This is a genomic window from Undibacterium sp. TJN25, from assembly GCF_049339885.1.
GTDB lineage: Bacteria > Pseudomonadota > Gammaproteobacteria > Burkholderiales > Burkholderiaceae_D > Undibacterium.
Window position 1 is genome coordinate 88,465 of the sequence record NZ_JBMPPM010000002.1, and the last position, 20,369, is coordinate 108,833.

16 protein-coding genes are annotated in these 20,369 nt (G+C 57.0%); 11 read left to right on the plus strand and 5 right to left on the minus strand.

Features of this window, described 5'->3' with window-relative positions; genetic code table 11:
* Positions 1 to 1,707 (minus strand): M14 family zinc carboxypeptidase, encoded by a 1,707-nt coding sequence (locus ACO0LO_RS03970; RefSeq protein WP_422962900.1) that lies wholly within the window; start codon positions 1,705 to 1,707, stop codon positions 1 to 3.
* Positions 1,708 to 2,057: 350 nt separating this feature from the next.
* On the opposite strand from ACO0LO_RS03970, the gene ACO0LO_RS03975 reads away from it, so the two are divergent.
* Positions 2,058 to 3,074, plus strand: a complete 1,017-nt coding sequence (locus ACO0LO_RS03975; protein WP_422962901.1) for an AAA family ATPase — start codon at positions 2,058 to 2,060, stop codon at positions 3,072 to 3,074.
* 20 nt (positions 3,075 to 3,094) lie between these two features.
* On the plus strand, positions 3,095 to 4,036 hold the full coding sequence (locus ACO0LO_RS03980) for an ATP-dependent nuclease (protein WP_422962902.1): 942 nt from the start codon (positions 3,095 to 3,097) through the stop codon (positions 4,034 to 4,036).
* A gap of 74 nt (positions 4,037 to 4,110) precedes the next feature.
* Here ACO0LO_RS03980 and ACO0LO_RS03985 read toward each other — a convergent pair whose 3' ends face one another.
* Entirely contained in the window at positions 4,111 to 6,312 is a 2,202-nt protein-coding gene (locus tag ACO0LO_RS03985; RefSeq protein WP_422962903.1) for a TonB-dependent receptor, read from the minus strand.
* 194 nt (positions 6,313 to 6,506) lie between these two features.
* On the opposite strand from ACO0LO_RS03985, the gene ACO0LO_RS03990 reads away from it, so the two are divergent.
* Together ACO0LO_RS03990 and ACO0LO_RS03995 are read left to right on the plus strand one after the other, a co-directional pair.
* Positions 6,507 to 7,688, plus strand: a complete 1,182-nt coding sequence (locus ACO0LO_RS03990; RefSeq protein ID WP_422962904.1) for a PepSY-associated TM helix domain-containing protein — start codon at positions 6,507 to 6,509, stop codon at positions 7,686 to 7,688.
* Positions 7,685 to 7,861 carry a hypothetical protein gene (locus ACO0LO_RS03995; RefSeq protein WP_422962905.1) on the plus strand — a complete coding sequence of 59 codons (177 nt, stop codon included), beginning with the start codon at positions 7,685 to 7,687 and terminating at the stop codon, positions 7,859 to 7,861. The genes ACO0LO_RS03990 and ACO0LO_RS03995 overlap by 4 nt, the downstream gene beginning before the upstream one ends.
* Positions 7,862 to 7,904: 43 nt before the next feature.
* Here the strand turns inward: ACO0LO_RS03995 and ACO0LO_RS04000 are convergent, their stop codons facing one another.
* Positions 7,905 to 8,981: a DMT family transporter gene (locus ACO0LO_RS04000; protein ID WP_422962906.1), complete on the minus strand. Its 1,077-nt coding sequence runs from the start codon at positions 8,979 to 8,981 to the stop codon at positions 7,905 to 7,907.
* Between the two features lie 133 nt (positions 8,982 to 9,114).
* On the opposite strand from ACO0LO_RS04000, the gene ACO0LO_RS04005 reads away from it, so the two are divergent.
* The 4 genes from ACO0LO_RS04005 to ACO0LO_RS04020 all read left to right on the plus strand — a co-directional run bounded on the left by ACO0LO_RS04005 (position 9,115) and on the right by ACO0LO_RS04020 (position 15,357).
* The gene (locus ACO0LO_RS04005; RefSeq protein WP_422962907.1) at positions 9,115 to 9,540 is read left to right on the plus strand and encodes a hypothetical protein; all 426 of its coding nucleotides are present in this window, start codon (positions 9,115 to 9,117) and stop codon (positions 9,538 to 9,540) included.
* Between the two features lie 120 nt (positions 9,541 to 9,660).
* Complete coding sequence (locus tag ACO0LO_RS04010) at positions 9,661 to 10,956, plus strand: TolC family protein (RefSeq protein ID WP_422962908.1); 1,296 nt, start codon at positions 9,661 to 9,663, stop codon at positions 10,954 to 10,956.
* Between the two features lie 5 nt (positions 10,957 to 10,961).
* Positions 10,962 to 12,188, plus strand: a complete 1,227-nt coding sequence (locus ACO0LO_RS04015) for an efflux RND transporter periplasmic adaptor subunit (RefSeq protein WP_422962909.1) — start codon at positions 10,962 to 10,964, stop codon at positions 12,186 to 12,188.
* A 10-nt stretch (positions 12,189 to 12,198) separates the two neighbouring features.
* A complete protein-coding gene (locus ACO0LO_RS04020) occupies positions 12,199 to 15,357 on the plus strand; it encodes a CusA/CzcA family heavy metal efflux RND transporter (RefSeq protein WP_422962910.1) in 3,159 nt (1,052 codons plus the stop codon).
* 48 nt (positions 15,358 to 15,405) lie between these two features.
* On the opposite strand, the gene ACO0LO_RS04025 is transcribed toward ACO0LO_RS04020, so the two are convergent.
* Positions 15,406 to 16,206, minus strand: coding sequence for a substrate-binding periplasmic protein (locus ACO0LO_RS04025; protein ID WP_422962911.1), 801 nt, complete (start codon positions 16,204 to 16,206; stop codon positions 15,406 to 15,408).
* A gap of 319 nt (positions 16,207 to 16,525) precedes the next feature.
* Here ACO0LO_RS04025 and ACO0LO_RS04030 point away from each other — a divergent pair, with 319 nt between their 5' ends.
* The gene (locus ACO0LO_RS04030) at positions 16,526 to 17,206 is read left to right on the plus strand and encodes an SOS response-associated peptidase (protein ID WP_422962912.1); all 681 of its coding nucleotides are present in this window, start codon (positions 16,526 to 16,528) and stop codon (positions 17,204 to 17,206) included.
* 44 nt (positions 17,207 to 17,250) lie between these two features.
* On the opposite strand, the gene ACO0LO_RS04035 is transcribed toward ACO0LO_RS04030, so the two are convergent.
* A complete protein-coding gene (locus ACO0LO_RS04035) occupies positions 17,251 to 17,625 on the minus strand; it encodes a hypothetical protein (RefSeq protein ID WP_422962913.1) in 375 nt (124 codons plus the stop codon).
* A 563-nt stretch (positions 17,626 to 18,188) separates the two neighbouring features.
* On the opposite strand from ACO0LO_RS04035, the gene ACO0LO_RS04040 reads away from it, so the two are divergent.
* Together ACO0LO_RS04040 and ACO0LO_RS04045 are read left to right on the plus strand one after the other, a co-directional pair.
* A complete protein-coding gene (locus tag ACO0LO_RS04040; RefSeq protein WP_422962914.1) occupies positions 18,189 to 18,851 on the plus strand; it encodes a response regulator in 663 nt (220 codons plus the stop codon).
* On the plus strand, positions 18,848 to 20,188 hold the full coding sequence (locus tag ACO0LO_RS04045) for an ATP-binding protein (protein WP_422962915.1): 1,341 nt from the start codon (positions 18,848 to 18,850) through the stop codon (positions 20,186 to 20,188). The genes ACO0LO_RS04040 and ACO0LO_RS04045 overlap by 4 nt, the downstream gene beginning before the upstream one ends.
* Positions 20,189 to 20,369 lie beyond the last annotated feature (181 nt).

Below are 20,369 nucleotides of genomic sequence, written 5' to 3' on the forward strand. Positions count from 1 at the left end.
CTATTTTTCTAAAGGTGCAAAGAGCGACAGCACCGGGTAGCGGCGCCACCCAGGCTCGGCATGGCGTTCGCAGTTTTCATAGATGAAGTTCAGCACCGCTTCCTGGCTGTTCAGCAATTGCGGATTGGCTGCTTTCCATTGCCCGAATTTTTGCTTCAGCGCACGCTCTTCCTCCAGCAGTTGCAGGGCCAGGTCTTCAAATACGTAATCGGAAAAATGTTCTTTCTTTTCCAGCACGCTGTTGAAGAAACCCCAGCGGAAAAAGCTGTCATGCCCTTGCGGCTCCAGCGTTTCCACCGCATAGCGGGCATTGTCCTGGTTCAGCGGCAGGTAATAATCGCCCGTGCGCAATGGCATGGTGGCGCTGTGTTTTTCCAGCTGTACTTCGTCATGGAACATGTGGCCCTCATACGGACCGGAACGGGAGGCTACCGATGTGATGGTGTAGTACTGCGCCTGCACGGTCCTGGCCGCGCCGATGCGCTCCATCTGTACGCCGTTCCACTGCAGGCGCTCTATCACATGGCGCCATTCTTGCGGCACCACATACGCCACCGGCGCATCGATGACGGCGTCCTCGGTGAAGTGGTTGTAGTAGGCGATATCCTTTTCCCACGGCTGGCTGCGGTCGTAGGCCAGGCGCTGGTAGCTGCCCAGCAGGCTGGCGCTGTAGCGGGCGGCGTAGCCCTTGAAGCGGAAGGTGGAAGGATTTTTTTCATCCATGGCCCAGCTCACCGGCCATTGCTTGCGCTGCCGGCCTTGCTCGCGCGCTTCTTTCCTCAGTCGCTGGATCTGGCCGGCATGGCTGACGGTGAAGGCCATCACGGTTTCCACCAGCGCGCGCATGGAATCATAGCGGTCGGCAAAAGGCTTCAGCATGTGGGTTTCGGGCATGAAGCCTATCGTATGGTGCAGTGCTGCAAAACCGGTGGAAAAACGCGGTACTTCGAGGAATTCCGCAATGCCGTCATCCGGGCTGTCTTTGATGGGGTTCACGTACGGGCAGGTCGGCCAGCCGCGCACTTCCATCTGTTCAAAGATATGCGGCAGCATGGTGTCGCGCAGGAACGGGCCTAGGTCGCTGCCCAGCTTGTCTGCCTGCGTGTGGATCAGCGTCATTGTGTACGGGTAATCGGCGCCGTTGGAGGTATGGGTATCCACCATCACATCCGGGTCCCAGGCCGTGAAGAACTGGTTGAAGAAGCGCGCTGTCTGGCTGTCGCATTTGATGAAATCGCGGTTCAGGTCCAGGTGCAGGCTGTTGCCGCGAAAACCGAACAGCTCCGGTCCATCCTGGTTTACGCGCGAGGTATTTTGGCGGTTATGGCAGCCGTCTACATTGTAGATGGGAATAAACAGCAGTACCGTGCGCCCCAGCGCCGCCAGCCGCGCCGGTTCCACGCACAGGTCGCGCACCATGGCCATGCAGGCATCCACGCCTTCGGGTTCGCCGGGATGGATGCCGTTGTTGTTGAAAAACACCGGGCGGCCTTCGCGCTTGATCTGCTCACGGTCAAATACCCCGTCTGCGCTGACGACGCCCGCATACAACGGAATGCCGGCATCCGATATACCGGCCTGGCTAAAGCTCAGGATCGTGGGGTAGCGTTGCGCCAGCTGCTGGTAGAAGGCGATGCATTCTTCCCAGGTCGTGGTCTGGTTGCGGTTGCCCTTTTCGTAGGGTGTTTGCAGGTCGGCTGTGCTCATGGCGGCTCTTTGTATAAATTCGGTAAACAGATGCAGGCCGGATGCTGAAGTCGGGCGCAGCGCGGATCGGGTAGGGAATTGTAGCATTGCGAGAACTGCAAGCGTGCCATAATGACAATTCAATTGAGGTTGTTGTTAATATTTTAGCGTAACAAAAGTGTAGAGAAAGGTTGGTTTGGTGAATCGCATCGCAAGATGACATTAGTAGCAGACCTACAGAAATTCAATGCCCCAAAATTTTTACGAATATAGAAGCTTTGCGAATGCTTCTACTACTTTGCGTTGGCTAGAAATAATGCAGTGCGTTGATTAGTTAACCAAGTAGTGACAGATAACCTCATAGGATATTTATGTTTATAAAAAGCCTTTATATTGAGAATTTCCGTTCGATACGCAATGCAGAGGTGTCGTTTGATCGAATGACTACTTTCTTAGGTCGTAATGGAGCAGGTAAATCTACGGTTTTATATGCTTTGGAGTCTTTTTATAATATCTCGGCTCAATACTCTCATTTCGACTACTACAATCATGAGCAGATTGATAAATCTATTCGAATACGCGTAACGTTTGCAGATTTACAGCCAGATGAAATAGCAGAATTTGGGAATTACGTTAGTAACGATACATTGATTATTTCAAAAGTAATCAATCAAGGCGGAGCTCGCTACTTTGGAGTGGTTGCACAAATTCCGGCTTTTGCAGAGCTTCGAAAATTAGGTGCTAGCGACAAAAGAGCAGCTTTAAAGCAGCGCCTTGACAATGACGAATTTCCAGGATTCGCTCCATTGTCACGAAGAGCAGATGAAATCGACGCTGCAATGGAGAGTTACGAAGCAGCACATCCAGAACTTACCGAATTGATCGAGCGCGAAACCCAATTTTTAGGGCCGAAAAACATCGGCGGTGGAAAATTAGATAAATTTACCAAATTCGTCCTCGTGCCTGCGGTAAGAGATGCTGCTTCTGAGATGGAGAAGCGAGGGGCGATTATGCAGCTTCTTGACTTGATCGTCACTCGTAGTATTAGTAGCAGGCGCGACTTTCAGCAGTTTCGAACCGAGTTTGAAGCGAGAGCTAGGGAGCTTTATGGAAGAGAAAATCTGCCTGAATTAGCTGAGCTTGGCCGACTAATAACTTCAAAATTGAATCGCTATGCTCCAGGTGCAGAATTAGTGATTGATTTCGCTACGTTAGAACCACCGTCAATACCCTTACCAGACGCCATAGTCTCGGTGCTTGAAGATAATTTTAAAGTTCCAGTTCGTTACAGCGGACATGGACTTCAGCGTGCCTTAATTCTAGCATTGCTACAGCAACTATCAATGACTGTTCTAAGAGCAGTGGTGCCCGATGTTGATCTTGCTTAAATCCAAACAACTTGGAGCCGTTGCCAAGACTACCTGCTCTTATACTTGCCGTTGAAGAACCAGAGCTTTATTTACACCCTGCCCGAAGTCGGTATATGGCAAAAATACTGCGCGATCTATCGTTGGTAAACGACCCTGTTGCTGGCGCTGGCACACAGATATTGTCCGTAACTCACTCTCCTTATTTTGTGAATGTTAAATATTTTGATGAAGTTAGGATGTGTCGTAAAAGGCCAGTCTTGGAGGAGGGGCGCCCTCATGAAACTATCTTTGAAAGTTTCACTAGGCTAGCGGCAGCTAGAAGGTTAGCTGAAATCTACGAAAACGATCCAGAAAGTTATACTGCCAACTCATTCGTTGCCAGGGCGACTCCCGTTCTAAATTCAATTGTAAATGAAGGGTTGTTTGCAGAAATTGTAGTGGTTGTTGAAGGGGATTCCGACGTTGCTGCCATTTGGGCCATGCAAGAAATTATGCAGATGCAATGGGACGAAAATGGAATAGTTGTGCTTCCTGTTGGAGGGAAAAATAATATAGATAGAGCGGTAGTCGCTTTTCAAGGGGTTGGCATCCCGACTTATTTTGTTTTTGACGGTGACATTTCAACTCGCCAGGGTGTAAATACAAATCGAGCATTGCTACGGTTAGCAAATGTTGAGCCGGCAGATTTTCCAGCTACAGGCGTTTATGGTGGATGCGCGGTTTTTGAGGACAAAATAGAAACATATCTGCGAACTGCTGTAGGTGGTCGATATGATCAAATTCTACAAGGTTGTGCCACGCAGGCCGGATATATAGGAAGGGAATCGTTAAAAAATTCTGAGGTTATGGCACTCTTTGTCAAGACTACTAGTCAAGAAAATATTGACCTTCCTTTATTACGAGAGATAGTAAATATGATTTCCATTGTAGGCGCTCAGTTTGTCGTAAATCCCAATGAAGGCGTTATCGCGAATGAATAATAAATTGTTTTCATAAAAAATGGGTGAGCCCCGAGGGGCTCACCCATTTTCACTTCCAGCCAGATTTTATACGCTTAGAAATCCACCGATCCTGATACGACGAAGGTACGCGGTGCGCCCAGCACCAGGTAGCCTGCGCCTGGGTAGCCACCGGCGGATGCCCAGTAGCTCTTGTCGGTGACGTTGTCCACGCGGACGCGGAAGGTGACTGCACGGTCGGCGATAGTCGTCGTGTAGCGTGCGCCCAGGTCCAGGCGGGTCCAAGATGGCAGTTCCTGCTTGTTGGCGCCGTCTGCATACTGCGAGGACGTGTACACAGTGCGGCCTGTCAGCGTCAGGCCGCGTAGGCCTGGTATATCCCATTCCACGCCCATATTCAGTTGGGTATCCGGCACGCCGATGGCGTCCTTGCCGTCATTGGCGCCGCCGAAGCTGCGGTTTTGCTTGGCATCCAGCAGGGTCAGGCCGCCCAGCAGGCGCAGGCCGCGGGTAGGCACGCCGTACAGTGACAGTTCCAGGCCGCGGTTGGTCTGTTCGCCGAATACGCCGAACACTTTATTCTGCACATAGGCCGAAGGCTGCGACGTGGTGAAGATGGCGGCGCTCATCATCAGTGTGCCGGCATCATATTTGACGCCGATTTCCTTTTGTTTGGACTTGTACGGCGAGAAGGTCTGGCCCTGGTTGACGATATCCGTGCCGCTGGCGACTGCGCCCTGCTGTAGCGCCTCAATGTAGTTGGCATACACGGACACATTTTTCATCGGCTTGAAAACCAGGCCGGCGACCGGCGTAACGGCACTCTCGTTGTACTTGCCATTCTCTGAGCCGGTGCTGTAGTCGTAGCTATAGTCCTTGATGGTCTGGTTACGCGCACCCACGGTCAGCAATACGGTGTCGCCGGCGAAAGACATGGTGTCTGCAATCGCATAGCTGGAGAGGATGCTCTTGTGCGTTGTTAGCGGCGACGCCAGCTTGCCGCCGGTGAAGAAGGTAGCCGCCGGTTCCGGGGAGGCAAGCGGGCGGTAGATATTGGTCGGCAGCGTGTTGATGAAGTCGCTCAGTGCATAGGCATTGCGTGAATCCAGCCAGAAGCCGGACAGCGTGCCGCTCAGGCTGTGGCTGACGGAGCCGGTCTGCAGCTTGCCGCGCAGGCCGACTTCGCCGGTGCGCACGGTGTCTTTGCGTTCATTGTCGAAACGGTAGGTGTTGGCGGTGCCGTCTACATTGGTGACGGTGGGTGCTGCCAGCACATTGGATTCGCGGCCGGAGCGCGCGCCGAAAGCGGCCCAGGCAACGATGTCTTTTGACAGGTCTGCCTCACCGCGCAACGTGCCGAAGGTGTCGCGTTCATTTGAATAGCTCCACGGTTCGGCAAAGTTACTGGAGGCATCGGGTGCCTTGGGCAGCGCGATGCTGGTATCGACCGTGACGCTGGGGCGCGGGGCAGTCAGCCTGTGGTCCTGGTAGCCGACATCGGCAGACAGGCGGAAATCGCGGCCTTTGTAGTCCAGGCCGACAGAAATGACGTCCAGCTTGCGTTTTTCATTGTCGACCGCAGTATCGCCATCGCGGTGTGCGGCATTGATGCGAATGCCGGTATTGTTGTCCGGGCCGAAACGGCGGCCTATGTCGGCCGCGGCATATACCTGGCCGCCGCTTTCCATGCCGGCGGTGATCTGCGTCAGCGGCTCGTTGGTGGCGCGCTTGGGCAACAGGTTGATGGCGCCGCCGATGCCGCCGCCGCCCGGTGCTGCGCCGTTGATGAAGGTGTTCGCGCCCCGGAACACTTCCACACGCTCCAGAAGTTCAGACGATACATACTGGCGCGGCAGCAAGCCATACAGGCCGTTGTAGGCGAGGTCGTCCGAGTTCACCGCGAAGCCGCGGATCACATACAGTTCCTGGAAATTGCCGAAACCGCGCGCCACGCGCACGGAAGGGTCATTCTGCAATACGTCGGCCACACTGTGCGACTGCTGGTCCTGGATCAGGGCCTGCGTGTAGTTGGTGCTGTTGAAAGGCGTATCCATCACGTTGACATTGCCCAGCAAACCCAGCCGGCCGCCGCGTGCCACCTGGCCGCCGGAATAGGCGGAAGACAAACCTTCCTTGGATGCATCGGCCGAGGCGCTGATGGTCACGGTCTGCGCCTGCGCTACCGGCGTTGCATCTGCCTGCGGCGCGGCTGGCGCCGTCTGCGCATGCGCTGCGGAATTGACCAGCAGGAATGCGGCGAGCGCAACAGGGGAGAGCTTGAATTTATTATTTTGCATGATATTGAGCCTGTGATGATAATGCGAATTATTATCATTGTATCTGTCGCGCCCTGTATTTGGCTAGTAAATGAGAGTGATTCCGATTAATATTCTCCTTTTAAAGCGTGAACGATTGTAAATCACCCGCTGCATGCACCGCTGTAGTAACAGGTATTAGCACTACGCCAAGTTTTACTGATTAAATACTGAACATGACACCAATCGCCATACGCCGCTGGGCCTGGATACATAAATGGAGCAGCCTGGTCTGCACCGTTTTCATGCTGCTGCTGTGCCTGACGGGTTTGCCGCTGATTTTCCATCACGAGATTGACCACCTGCTGGGCAATGGTATCGAGGCGCCGCAGCTGCCGGCCGGCATGGCGGCATCCACAAGAGCAAATGTGGATGACGTGCTGGCAGCGGGCAGGGCGCTCTACCCCGGCAAGGTAATGATGTACATGTCGCAGGAAGCGGGCGACGACCGCATCTGGAACCTGACGCTGGGCGATACGCCGACCGACATCAACTACAAATCCATCGCGGTGGATGCGCGCACGGGCAAGGTCATTGCCGAGGCTAAAACGGAAGGCACCCTGATGACCTTCATATTCCGTCTGCATACCGACCTGTTCATCGGTCTGCCGGGCTTGCTGTTCCTTGGCTTCATGGGCTTGCTGCTGCTGGTGGCGATTGTGTCCGGCGTGGTGCTGTATGCGCCTTTCATGCGCAAGCTGGAGTTCGGCACCGTGCGGCGCGAGCGCACGCCGCGCACCAAATGGCTGGACCTGCACAATCTGCTGGGCATCGTCACCCTGGTGTGGGCGCTGGTGGTGGGCGCGACCGGCATGATCAACACGTGGGCGGAACTGCTGTTGAAGTACTGGCAGGTGACGGAGATGGCCGATATGGTAGCGCCATATAAAAACCTGCCGGTGCCCACCGTGCTGACGTCGATGCAGAAATCGCTGGATGCCGCGCAAAAGCTGGAGCCGTCGATGAGCTTCGGTTTCATTGCGTGGCCGGGCACGCCGTTTACCAGCCCGCATCATTACGGCGTGTTCATGCGCGGCAAGGAGGCGCTGACTTCGCGCCTGTATAAACCGGTGCTGGTGGATGCGCAAACGGCAAAGGTAACGGATAGCCGCAGCCTGCCTTGGTATTTGACGGGCTTGCTGATTTCGCAGCCGCTGCATTTCGGCGATTATGGCGGCGTGCTGATGCAGATACTGTGGGCCTTGCTGGATATCGCCACTATTATTGTACTGGGCAGCGGCCTGTACTTGTGGCTGAAGCGCGGCGCGCGCGTGGTTGCTGGCAATGACATTGCTGCTGAAGCGGCAGCCAACTCCGGCCTGAAACCGGCGCTGGTCCGCAGCGGAGACGCATCGTGAACAGCCCCTTCATGCGTCTGTGGGGCTGGCCGATTGCGCTCGGCATCCTGACTATCATTGGACTGGTTTCCGCCTTGCTGGGAGACGGCGTATGGGATTACCTGTCCGCACTGGCGCTGGGTGTCCCCGTAGCCGTAGGCGGCTGGTACAGCTTGCGGCGCGGCCGTGGATAGGTTTTCGCCTGGCCAGTAGCTAATCGTCGATTTGCTTCAGACGCTACTGCTTCAGTTTTTTGTGTTCGTGCCGGTGGTGAATATCCGGATAGTGCGGATGCGCATGCACCAGCACGGCATGGTGGTGCGGATGCACATGCGGCTCCTTGCCGTCCCACGTAAAGTCATGCTCGTGCCCGTGATGCTCATCGTGGCTGTGCGCATGCGCATGCTCCATTTCTTCATGCTGATGCGTATGCGCATGGTGCTCCATTAGATGCAGCCAGATGCCGGCGCCCATCAGCGCCGCCGCGAGCCAGAACGCCCATCCCGCGCTTTCACCCAGCAATGCCAGTGAGAGCGCGGCGCCGGCAAACGGCGCAACGGAGAAATAGGCCCCGGTGCGCGCAGTGCCGAGATGCCGCAGGGCGAGTACAAACAGCACCAGGCTGAGTCCGTAGCTGCAAAACCCGAGCAGGCCCGCCGCCAGCACCGTCTGCACTGCCGGGAATGTAAGGCCGGAAGCAAGTGCAATCGCTACATTCACGGAACCTGCAACCAGGCCCTTGAGACCGGCGATTTGCACCGCATCGCTGGCCGATATCTTGCGCGTCAGGTTATTGTCCACGGCCCAGCAAAGGCAGGCGCCGATGATGCACAGCGGCCCCCACGGCGCGCCGGACTGCGGCATCTGCTGCCAGGATAAAATGATGCCTGCGGCGACTATCATCAGCATGCCGGCAAAGATGCGGCGGTCTACATTTTCCCTGAACACGCACCAGGCCAGCAACGCAGTCAGCACGCCTTCCATATTCAGCAGCAAGGAGGTGGAAGACGCCGGCGTCAGCGACAAGCCCAGCATCAGCAGCACAGGGCCGGCAATGCCGCCCGCCATGATGGCACCGGCCAGCCACGGCAGATCACCACGCCCAAGCGATGCTCCGGATGCTCCGGCCTGTTTTACTTCGCGGAACTTGGCAGCGCGGACAACATAGACTGCCAGCAAGCCTGCGCCGCTGCCCAGATACAGCATGCCGGCCAAAGCGAAGGGCGCAACGTGTTCTGCCAGCAATTTGGCAAACGGCGTGCCGGCGCCAAACAGCAGCGCCGCCAGCAAAGCGTAGAGTATGCCTTTATGCATTGGACACCGAGGATGATGGATGTGCGGGAATGCTTTCCATTAGTTGCTATCATTGTATCCGCATACATCACCGTATACGCTGGTGCAGCGGGCTTTTCGCACCGGTGCCCGGTTTGCAGTTTATAATCCGCCCATGCCGAAAAAATTCATCTACATGCTGATGCTTGCTTTCACCCTCCAGATCAGCTGGGGCGTGGCAAGTGCGTATTGCATGCATGAAACAGGCAAGGCAGTGCAGCATTTCGGTCATCACCCGCATCAGCATGCCGCTGATGCACCTGGTGTTGATGCACTTGGGATTGATACCTCCAGCGTTGATACCTCCGGTATTGATGCGGCATCCACCATCGCCGATGATCACCAAGGTTCCCCTTCCAAAAAGCTGGCCGCCGATCCGGACTGTGCATCGTGTACGCATAGCCCGCTGGCTGCTTACACCTGGGGCATAAAGCCGGCGCAGCCTTTGCTGCCGGTCTACCGTTTTATTTCCCTTCTGTCTGATCTCCCTTCGCCCTATCTGGGCATGCCTGAACGCCCTCAGTGGCTGGTCGCCGCTTAAGTCCGGCGACAGGCAGATCCTTCTTATTCTGGTTTGACCTTGGATAGCGCATCAATGCGCTGACAAATCCACTCGGCTTGCCGTCGCCGGATTCTTCCTTTTCATTTTCAGGAGAATTCCATGCGATCTTTTTATTTGCCGCTAGGGCTGGCGGCAGTTTGTATCCAGCCTTTATCTGTTGCTGCGCAAGCAGATTTACTTCCTGCACTGCCTGCGGAGGTGCATTCTTTTCATGCGCAGCCTTTGCCAACTCAGCCGCTGGCGCCAGCTCGGACGCTGGCAACCGCAATACAGCAGGCCCTGCTGGCAAACCCGGATCTCCAGGTCGCCGCGCAGGATGTGGGCATTGCCGAGGGCGGCATAGTGCAGGCCGGCGCCAGGCCCAATCCGGAACTGGCGCTGCTGGCCGAGGGCCTGCAAAAAGAAAACCGCACCACGACCGTACAACTGAACCAGGTATTGGAAACAGGCGGCAAGCGGTCTTTGAGAATTGCCGCCGCCGAGCGCGACAGGGATGCTGCCGTGGCAGACCTGGCAATCCGCCGCGCCGAAGTGCGGGCGGCGGTAATTGCCGCGTTTTTTGATGTGTTGGTCGCCCAGCAGCGCCTGCAACTGGCAGAGACTGCGTTGCAGCTGTCGCAGCAAGCGGCAGGCGTCACAGCCAGGCGGGTCATAGCGGGCAAGATCTCGCCAGTGGAAGAGACGCGGGCCCGCGTCGCGCTTGCTGAGTCAGGGTTGGAGCAGAGCCAGGCGATGGCTGAGCTTGACATTGCCCGCCGGCGGCTGGCTGCAAGCTGTGGCGCCAGTTCGGTGGATTTTCTGGAACTTGCCGAGCCCGGCAAACCTTTTTCTGCGGAACAAAGTCTTGCTGCGCTGAACGCCGGCTTGGCGAATGCGCCCCAGTTGGTGCGTGCGCGGCTGGAAATTGAGCGGCAGCACGCGCAGGTGGCGCTGGAGCGCAGCCGCCGGATTCCCGACCTCACGCTGAGTCTGGGCAGCAAGCGGGATGAGCAGGCAGGGCGCAGCCAGACGGTAATCGGCTTGTCCTTGCCATTGCCCTTGCTGGATACCAACCGGGGCAATCTGCTGACTGCCTTGCGCAAAGCGGATAAGGCGCGCGACGAACTGGCAGCGATTGAACAGCGGCTGGCGCTTGAGCTTGCAATCGCTTTCCGGCGGCATGCGCAGGCCCAGGCTGAGTTGCACGTATTGCGTAGCGACGTCTTGCCCGGTGCGCAAAGCGCCTATACGGCAGCGATAAAGGGTTTTGAGCTGGGGAAATTCAATTTCCTGGAAGTGCTGGATGCACAAAGAACCCTATTCCGCAGCAAATCACTCTACCTGCGCTCGCTGGCCGAATCCTATCGCGCACACGCAGACATAGGCCGCATCACAGGCCTGGATCAAACTTTTTAGGACTCATGATGAAATTCCTCCATATAGATAAAAAACAGGGCATTGCGATTGCCGTCATGGTAGCGGCGGGCGTGCTGTTGGCTGCGCTGATCCTGGCCTCGGGCAAGGACAAGACGGCCGCTGGAAAAGGCGCAGATGCTGCGGCATCCCACGGCGAACAGGAAAATTACGGTGATGAGCACAAGGCTGAAAGCAAGGATGGCGAGAAGATAAGCTTCAGCGATCAGCAGATCATCGAGGCCGGCATGGCGATTGCGGTCTCCGGTCCAGTCCGCATGGAACGTACGGTGCAGCTCTCCGGTGAAATTATCCTGGACGAGGATCGCACCGCACACGTGGTGCCCCGGCTTGCAGGCGTGGTTGACAGCGTGCCCGGCAAGCTGGGACAGCAGGTAAAAAAAGGACAGCTGCTGGCAGTGATCGCCAGCACGCAGCTGGCCGACATGCGCAGCGAATTGCTTGCGGCGCAAAAGCGGCGTGCGCTGGCCCAGCTCACGTATGAACGCGAGAAAAAATTATGGCAGGAGAAAATATCCGCCGAACAGGATTTCCTGCAGGCGCAGCAAAGCCTGGCGGAAGCCGGCATTGCAACGCAAAACGCGCAGCAAAAACTGGCGGCGCTGGGGGCGTTGGTGAACGGCTCCGGCCGGCTGAGCCTTTATGAATTGCGCGCGCCTTTTGACGGCCTGATTGTGGAAAAACACATTACGCTGGGTGAATCGGTCAAGGAGGATGCCATTGTCTTCACCATCGCCGACCTTTCTACGGTGTGGGCAGAAGTGATCGTTGCGGCGAAAGACCTGGAGATTGTCCGCGTAGGCAGCAAGGCTGCCGTCAGAACGGCATCAACGGACACGGTTGCCAATGGCCGCGTGTCCTATGTCGGCTCTTTGCTGGGAGAACAAACCCGCACCGCCAAAGCACGTATCGCGCTGGACAATCCGGGCATGGCATGGCGGCCTGGTTTGTTGGTAAATGTGGACCTGAGCGCAGGCGACAGGGAGGTGCCGGTCGCGGTGCTGGCGGAAGCACTGCAGACGCTTGACGGCAAGCCTGTGGTTTTTGTCAAAGCCGACGGCGGCTTTGTTGCACAGCAGGTGCAGACGGGCGATGGTGACGGCAAATACCTGGAAGTACGCAAGGGATTGAAGGCGGGGGTTTCGTATGCCGCCGGTGGCAGCTTCGTCATCAAGGCGGAGCAGGGCAAGGACAGTGCCGGGCATGCCCACTAAGGAGACCATCATGTTTGAAAAAATTATCCGTTTCTCCATTGATCAGCGCTGGCTGGTCATGCTGGCGGTGGTTGCACTGGCCGCCGCCGGTATTTTCAGCTACCAAAAACTGCCGATAGATGCGGTGCCCGATATCACCAATGTGCAGGTGCAGATCAATACCCAGGCGGAAGGCTATTCGCCGCTGGAGGTGGAGCAGCGTATCAGCTTCGCAATAGAAACCGTGATGGCAGGGCTGCCTGGCCTGGAGCAGACGCGTTCGTTGTCCCGCTATGGTCTGTCGCAAGTCAGCGTGATCTTCAAGGATGGTACGGACATCTACTTTGCGCGGCAGCTGGTGAACCAGCGCCTGCAGGAAGCCAGGCAAAGCCTGCCGCCCGGCATTACACCCGCGATGGGGCCTATCTCCACCGGCCTGGGGGAAATTTACCTGTGGACGGTGGAAGCGGCAGAAGGGGTAAAAAAGGTGGATGGATCTACCTACACGCCTACCGATTTGCGAGAGATTCAGGACTGGATCGTCAAGCCGCAGTTGCGTAATGTGCCCGGCGTCACCGAAATCAATACCATCGGCGGCTATGCCAAGGAATACCACGTGGCGCCCGACCCGGCAAAGCTGGCATCGTATGGTTTGAGCCTGCAGGATATCGTGGCTGCGCTGGAAAAAAATAATAGCAACGCCGGCGCCGGATATATAGAAAAAAGAGGTGAACAATTGCTGGTGCGCGTGCCCGGCCAGGCAGGTTCAGTGGAGGACATCTGCAACATCGTCCTTCGCAGCGTGCAGGGCGTGCCAGTCCGCGTGCGGGATGTGGCCCAAGTTGGTGTAGGCCGCGAACTGCGCACGGGCGCCGCAACGGAAGATGGCCGTGAGGTCGTGCTGGGTACGGTCTTCATGCTGATAGGGCAGAACAGCCGCGCGGTATCACAGGCGGTAGACAAAAAAATGCTGGAAATTAACCGTACGCTGCCGGCGGGAGTACAGGCGGTCACGGTGTATGATCGCACCGTCCTGGTAGACAAGGCCATCGCGACGGTAAAGAAAAACCTGCTGGAAGGTGCAATGCTGGTGATCGCGGTGCTGTTCCTGTTTCTTGGCAACATGCGGGCGGCGATCATCACGGCAATGGTCATTCCTTTGGCGATGCTGTTTACATTTACCGGCATGGTCAGCTACAAGGTCAGCGCCAACCTGATGAGCCTGGGTGCACTGGATTTCGGCATCATCATCGACGGTGCGGTGGTGATCGTTGAGAGTTGCATACGCCGCCTGGCGCATGCTCAGCAAAGGCAGGGCAGGCTGCTCACACGCAGCGAGCGTTTTGAAGAAGTGTTTGCCGCAGCAAAGGATGCGCGCAGGCCGCTGCTGTTCGGTCAGCTGATCATCATGATTGTCTATATTCCCATTTTTGCGCTGACGGGAGTAGAAGGCAAGATGTTCCACCCCATGGCGTTTACCGTCGTGGCGGCCTTACTCGGTGCGATGATATTGTCCCTGAGCTTTATTCCTGCGGCAGTGGCGCTATTTATTGGCAAACGTGTATCGGAGCAGGAAAACCGCCTGATGGAATGCGCGCGGCGCCTGTATGCACCATTGCTGGCATTGACAATGCGCAACAAGGCTGCAGTGCTGGCGGCCTGCACTGTGCTGGTGTTGTTATCCGGCTTGCTCGCTGCGCGCATGGGCAGTGAGTTCGTTCCCAGTCTGGATGAGGGCGATATCGCGATGCAGGCGTTGCGTATTCCCGGCACCAGTCTCAGTCAGTCATTGCAGATGCAAATGCAGCTGGAACAGGGACTGAAGAAGAAATTTCCAGAGATAGAGCGCATTTTTGCCCGTACCGGCACGGCAGAAATCGCTTCCGATCCCATGCCGCCGAATATTTCGGACGGCTATATCATGCTGAAGCCGGAAGGCGAATGGCCGGCTCCAAAAAAATCGCGGAGCCAGCTGCTGGCGGCAATACAGCAGGAGGCGTCCGCTTATCCCGGTAACAGCTTTGAGTTTTCACAGCCCATACAGCTGCGTTTCAATGAATTGATTTCCGGCGTACGCAGCGACGTTGCGGTCAAGCTGTTCGGCGACGACATGGAGGTACTGAACGCGAACGCTGCCCGCGCGGCGCTGCTGCTGGGCCGCGTGCCCGGCGCAACCGAGGTGAGGGTGGAGCAGACCAGCGGGCTGCCCGTGTTGTCGGTAAATATAGACCGCGGCAAGGCCGCCCGATATGGACTAAATATCAGCGACGTGCAGGATGCAATCGCCATTGCCATCGGCGGACGCACGGCGGGCATGATGTTTGAAGGCGACCGGCGCTTTGACATAGTAGTGCGCCTGCCGGAACAGCTGCGCAGCGATCTGGATGCGCTGAAGAGGCTGCCCATTCCCTTGCCCGGCACTGCCGACGGTAAAACCGCTTTCATCCCGCTGTCAGAAGTGGCTGAACTCGACATCGCGCCCGGTCCCAACCAGATCAGCCGCGAAGACGGCAAGCGCCGCGTCGTCGTCAGCGCCAATGTACGAGGCCGTGATATCGGCAGCTTTGTGCCGGAAGCGCAGCGCCTGTTGCAGAAGGAGTTGATACTTCCTCCGGCCTACTGGACCAGCTGGGGCGGCAGCTTTGAACAGCTGCAGTCGGCGACGCAGCGCCTGCAGATTGTCATCCCGGCCGCGCTGCTGATGGTTTTGCTACTGCTGTTCATGATGTTCAACAATATCAGGGATGGCGTGCTGGTCTTTACCGGCATCCCGTTTGCGCTGACCGGCGGTATTGCGGCGCTTTACCTGCGCGACATCCCGATGTCGATCTCGGCAGCGGTGGGGTTTATTGCCCTGTCTGGTGTGGCAGTGCTGAACGGACTGGTGATGCTGTCTTCTATCCGCGGGCTGCGCGACGAAGGCATGGAGCTGGAGGAGGCCGTCAATACAGGTGCGCTGACACGGCTAAGGCCAGTACTGATGACCGCGCTGGTGGCCTCGCTGGGCTTCATTCCAATGGCGCTTGCAACCGGCACCGGCGCAGAAGTGCAGCGGCCGCTGGCAACCGTGGTGATAGGGGGAATACTATCGTCCACGGTGCTGACCTTGCTGGTGCTGCCTTTGCTTTACCGGCTGGCGCATGGTGCCGGTATTGGCAAGGATGGGGACGCAGCTTATCGTGTGAATTGAATCAACAGAGCCAGACGAGCGGGAGGCGTTATCCTCCGGCCCGCATAGTCATTTTGCTTCTTTGGACGATGTCGGTTTTTGCATTTGCATGCGTTTCTTCGCCAGCGCAATGGCAGCGTTCAGCTTGCGGATGATGCCTTTATCCAGGTCCGGGCGTACGGCGAAATGCACGTCCATCACCGAAATCGGTTTCGGCAGCACGCAAAACAGCCTGGCGCCATGGTCGTTGGCGCCTGTGGCGCTTTCCGCATATTGTTTGTTGACCGATGCTTCATAGGCTTCACGGTCCACGTTGTTGCCATACATGACGATGGCGTCTGTGCGCTTCAGCAATAATTTTTTCATGCGCGCCGGATTGGAGTTGGTGTCGTCGTCCGCCTTGAACAGGACATTGGCCTGGCGGTCGAACTCTTCCCCGTAAGTGGTGCCGCGCACGATACCTATGGTTTTTCCTTTCAGGTCGCTGACGCTTGCGAAGGGGAAGGTGGCGTCGCAGGCTGCCACCAGCCAGGCCACGTCTGCCATGACAGGGTCTGAATAGGTAAAGCGGCGCAGCCGCTCCGGCGTTTTGGAAATGCCGAAGATGACGCCTTCACCGCTCTCAGCATTGATCATCGCGCGTTTCCACGGATAGCGGCGGATGTCGAATTGCAGTTGGCCGGCGACTTCCACTGCGTGCAGCGTATTAATGATCTCCGGCACCAGCGGAATCATATTGTTTCTGTCATCCAGTTCTTCGCTCATCAGCAAAGGCATGGTCTGGGCCTGTGCTATGGCAGAGATGCAGGCTGCCGGGGCGATCAGCAGGGCGATCAGCAGCTTCGCGGCTACTGGTATGCGTGTTTTCATGAAGACTTGATATTCCTTATATTCACCGCTTGTTAGCGGTTAGTGCGTTGCTTGGCCTCAATGTTAATCCAGAACTACATTTTTAGAGCGGTGCCTTGCTCAAATGGCGAATTACTTTGCTAAATGCTTGCCATAAAGAAATCATTGGCATGACGTATTGACATACGGCGATGCTAATTCAGTGGGATGATCCAGGCAAATAGTGATTTTTTGAAAATAATGAATTGGGTTCGAGCCTTGGGAAGAATGTCTGGTGTGTCTGGTGAAGTGACGAAAATCTGTTTACGGAAGATAATTCTGTATTTTTGCCCCGCTAACTATGTGCATTAATTTCCTGACTGTCGGCAAGCAAACCTTGCAGGATCATTTTGACGTGGTCGTCAATTCGCCGGAAGAATGGCCGGAAGAGGTTTACCAGGATTACCTGGCGCCGGTAATTGTCGCAACCAGGTCGGGAAGGCGTGCTGCCGTGCCTGCAAGCTACGGCATGGTCCCTAAGCGGCACATTGCTGCCGACGTGAAGCATTATTCGACAATGAATGCGCGTGCGGAGACCATTGCCGAGCGGCCCAGCTATGCACTGCCATGGCGCCGCGGCCAGTTGTGCCTGGTACCCATGCATGGCTATTTTGAGCCCAGCTGGGAGACTGGCAGCGCCGTACGCTGGCGCATCGCGCAGTCGGACGAGGCGCCGTTTGCGGTCGCAGGACTGTACAGGTCATGGGAAGAGGCAGACGGCAGCCGCGCGTTTTCGTTCACGCAATTGACGGTGAATGCGGACGGGCATCCGCTGATGAAACGCTTTCACCGGCCGGAAGATGAAAAACGGTCCCTCGTGGTCATTCCCAGGAACCGTTATGACGACTGGCTGAACTGCCGCGAACCGGAGCTGGCCAGAATGTATCTGCAGTCCCATCCGGTAGAGTTGATGGCGGCGGCGCCTGCTCCCAAGCCGGCAGTGAAACAGCCGGCAGCTGATTTGAACGGAACCCTGTTTTAAGACCGGTTCGCCGTATTAACGGCTTTGCTGCAGACTTTGCTGCATCATAGCCGGGCCAGCAGCCTTCTGACTGCGCCTGAAGCGATCGCCACATCCGGTGCGGTCTGCATCAGTTCCAGATAACGCGAGCGAAAATCTTCGCGCAGGGCCGGGGCGGGCCCCAGCAGTCTTTCTATGACTTCCTTGCAAGGAGTAATAGGGTGAGCAGTATCTGCTGCGGCATCGGCCAGTTCATCAATCTCGACGATCAGCTCCGACAACGCATGCAGCCAGTTGAAAGCAGGGTGCTCGACGACCATCACCAGCCTGTCAAAGGGACCTCTCGCTTCCGGGAAGTTAAGGCTTTCTGCCTCGATCAGGCTTCTGTGCAGATGGCGCAGGACGCTGGATAATTCTTGCAGTGTTGGATGGCCCGGCATGATATCTCCCTGATGGACGCAGAGCGTGTCTGCAAAAAATAGGGAATCAGTATAGCGCAAGAGAGCCACTGGCAAACAGCTTGCGGGCGTCTTCCGGCTCGCCGTGCAGTGAAATAAGGAAAGCTCCGGTTAAATAAGGAAAGCTCCGGTTAAATAAGGGAACCTCCGGTTAACAGTGGCATGCCTTCCAGGGCCGGGGGAAACAAAGGTGCGGCGACTGCATGCGCGGCGAAAGATACGGCGAGCTCTCCATCAAAGCTCTTCTCTCACCAAGGTGTGCGCCTCCACACACTCGCAACATCGCCATACCAGACGGCCGGGGACGGGGACCACGGATCAGGCTAACAACGTTAATCAGAGGTTCGATTTCATGGTAAAACTGGCGTCATTTTGCGCGCATAGGCGCATTCTTAGAACCATGTCGGACAAAACGCTGAATTTGTTAACGGCCTGCAAGCCAGGCGGTAGTGTCCGGATGGCAGCGGCTCATGGTGAAGGAACGAACTTTAAAACAGGCCGTCTTCGGCTAGAATTGTGCGATATTTTCTGGCAAGGTGAAAAGAATGCGATTATTGCTGGTCGAAGATGATCCCATGGTGGGCGAGGGCTTGCGCAAGGGGCTGCGGCAGGACGGCTTTACCGTGGACTGGGTGCAAAATGGCGGCGCGGTGGAAAATGCACTGGCGCTGGAAAACTATGATTTGCTGCTGCTGGACCTGGGTTTGCCCGGCAAGGCCGGGCTGGATGTGCTGAGTTCGCTGCGCAGGAAGGGCAACAGCATGCCGGTGCTGATACTGACCGCGCGTGACGCCGTGGCCGACCGGGTCAAGGGCCTGGACTCCGGCGCTGACGATTACCTGGTCAAGCCTTTCGATCTGGAAGAATTGGAAGCCCGCATCCGCGCTTTGCTGAGAAGGCAGTCCGGCCGTGCCGATCCGGTGGTCACCTTCGGCAACCTGACGCTTAACCCCGCCACGCATGAAGTTCACCTGCAGGGCAAGCCTGTATCGCTGTCCGCCCGCGAGTTCAGCCTGCTGGAAGCCTTCCTGGACCGGCCCGGCGTCGTGTTCTCGCCGGCGCAGCTGGCGGAAAAGCTGTATGGCTGGGATGAGCAGGTGGAGAGCAATACCGTGGAAGTGTATATCCACGCGCTGCGCAAGAAGCTGGGCGCCGACTTCATCAAGAATGTGCGGGGCGTAGGCTATATGATTCCGAGGCCCGCATGAGCGCTGCCGACAAGCTCATCCACCCTGAAAATTCTTCAGTCCGCCGCAGCCTGCTGCTGTGGCTGTCCATCGGCATCCTGGCCGGCATCGTGTTTGCCGGCAGCATGATCTACGTGCAGGTGCGCGAGCAGGCTAACCAGTTGTTCGATTACCAGATGAAGCAACTGGTGGCATCGCTGCCGTCGCAATCGTATGCGCCGCTGATCCCCACGCGGCCGGAGTTGTCGAATATCCAGGAAGACATCATCATCCAGATCTGGGACACCCACGGCCTGCGCATCTACCATTCGCACGACAGCTCTGCACTGCCGCAACGTGCTGAGCTCGGTTTCTCCAATTTCTCGGCGCAGGGCACGACCTGGCGCATCTATAGCGCGCAGCTGGGCGACACCATCGTGCAGGTGGCGCAGCCGCTCAGCGCCCGGCTGGAGCTTGCTGCCCGGCTGGCGCTAAAGACCGTTGCGCCACTGTTGCTGATCCTGCCTTTCCTGGCCGGGTTGATCTGGGTGACGGTAGGGCGCAGCCTGTCCGCTGTCCAGCGTGCCGCCAGTGATGTGCAGAGCCGCGACGCCGGTGCGTTGACGCCGATTTCGGAGGCCGGCGTGCCGCAAGAGGTGCAGCCGCTGACAAAGGCGCTCAATGCGCTGCTGCAAAGGCTGGATACTTCCATCAAGGCCCAGCGCAACTTTATTGCTGACGCCGCGCATGAATTGAAAACGCCGTTGACGGCGCTCAAGCTGCAGATACTGCTTGCGGAGAGGGCAGCCGACGATGGCGCGCGCCAGGAAGCATTCGCTGACCTGAAGCAAGGCCTGGAACGCGCAATCCATCTGGTGCAGCAATTGCTGACGCTCGCCAGGCAGGAGCCCGGCGCGGTGGAAGAGGCGCCCGCGCCGGTGGACCTGCAGGCACTGGTGCATGGCGCGATCGGCGACTTCGCCATGACGGCGGCCGACAAGAATATAGACCTTGGCATACGCACCGAGATGCCGGCGCAACTGATGGGCAACCCGGACAGCCTGCGCATTCTGATGAATAATCTGCTGGACAATGCAATCCGCTACAGCCCGCCGGGCTCGACCGTAGATGTGTCGCTGCTGGCGGATGCCGGCAGCGTTGTTATCAGCGTGCAGGATAACGGCCCCGGCATACCGGAGGCGGATTTGTCGCGGGTGTTTGACCGCTTCTACCGCGTGCCGGGTTCGAATGCGAAGGGGACGGGATTGGGGCTGGCAATTGTGCGCAGGATTGTAGAGGGGCAGGGGGGGGAGGTTGTGTTGGCCAACACGGGTAAGGGCTTGCTGGTGACAGTTCGCCTGGGTGGCGTTCAGCCTTAGTCTTTGATACTGAATACTTTCTACGGCAGCACGTCCCTCCCCCTAACTCTCTCCTGCAAGCGGGGAAGGGAATGCCAATACTGATGAGAAAGCATGCACTTCCGCCTTCTAAAATACGGAAAGCGGAGTCATCGTTCATCGAACAAAAACAAAATTTTCAAAAAAAATTCATCCTTTAAGT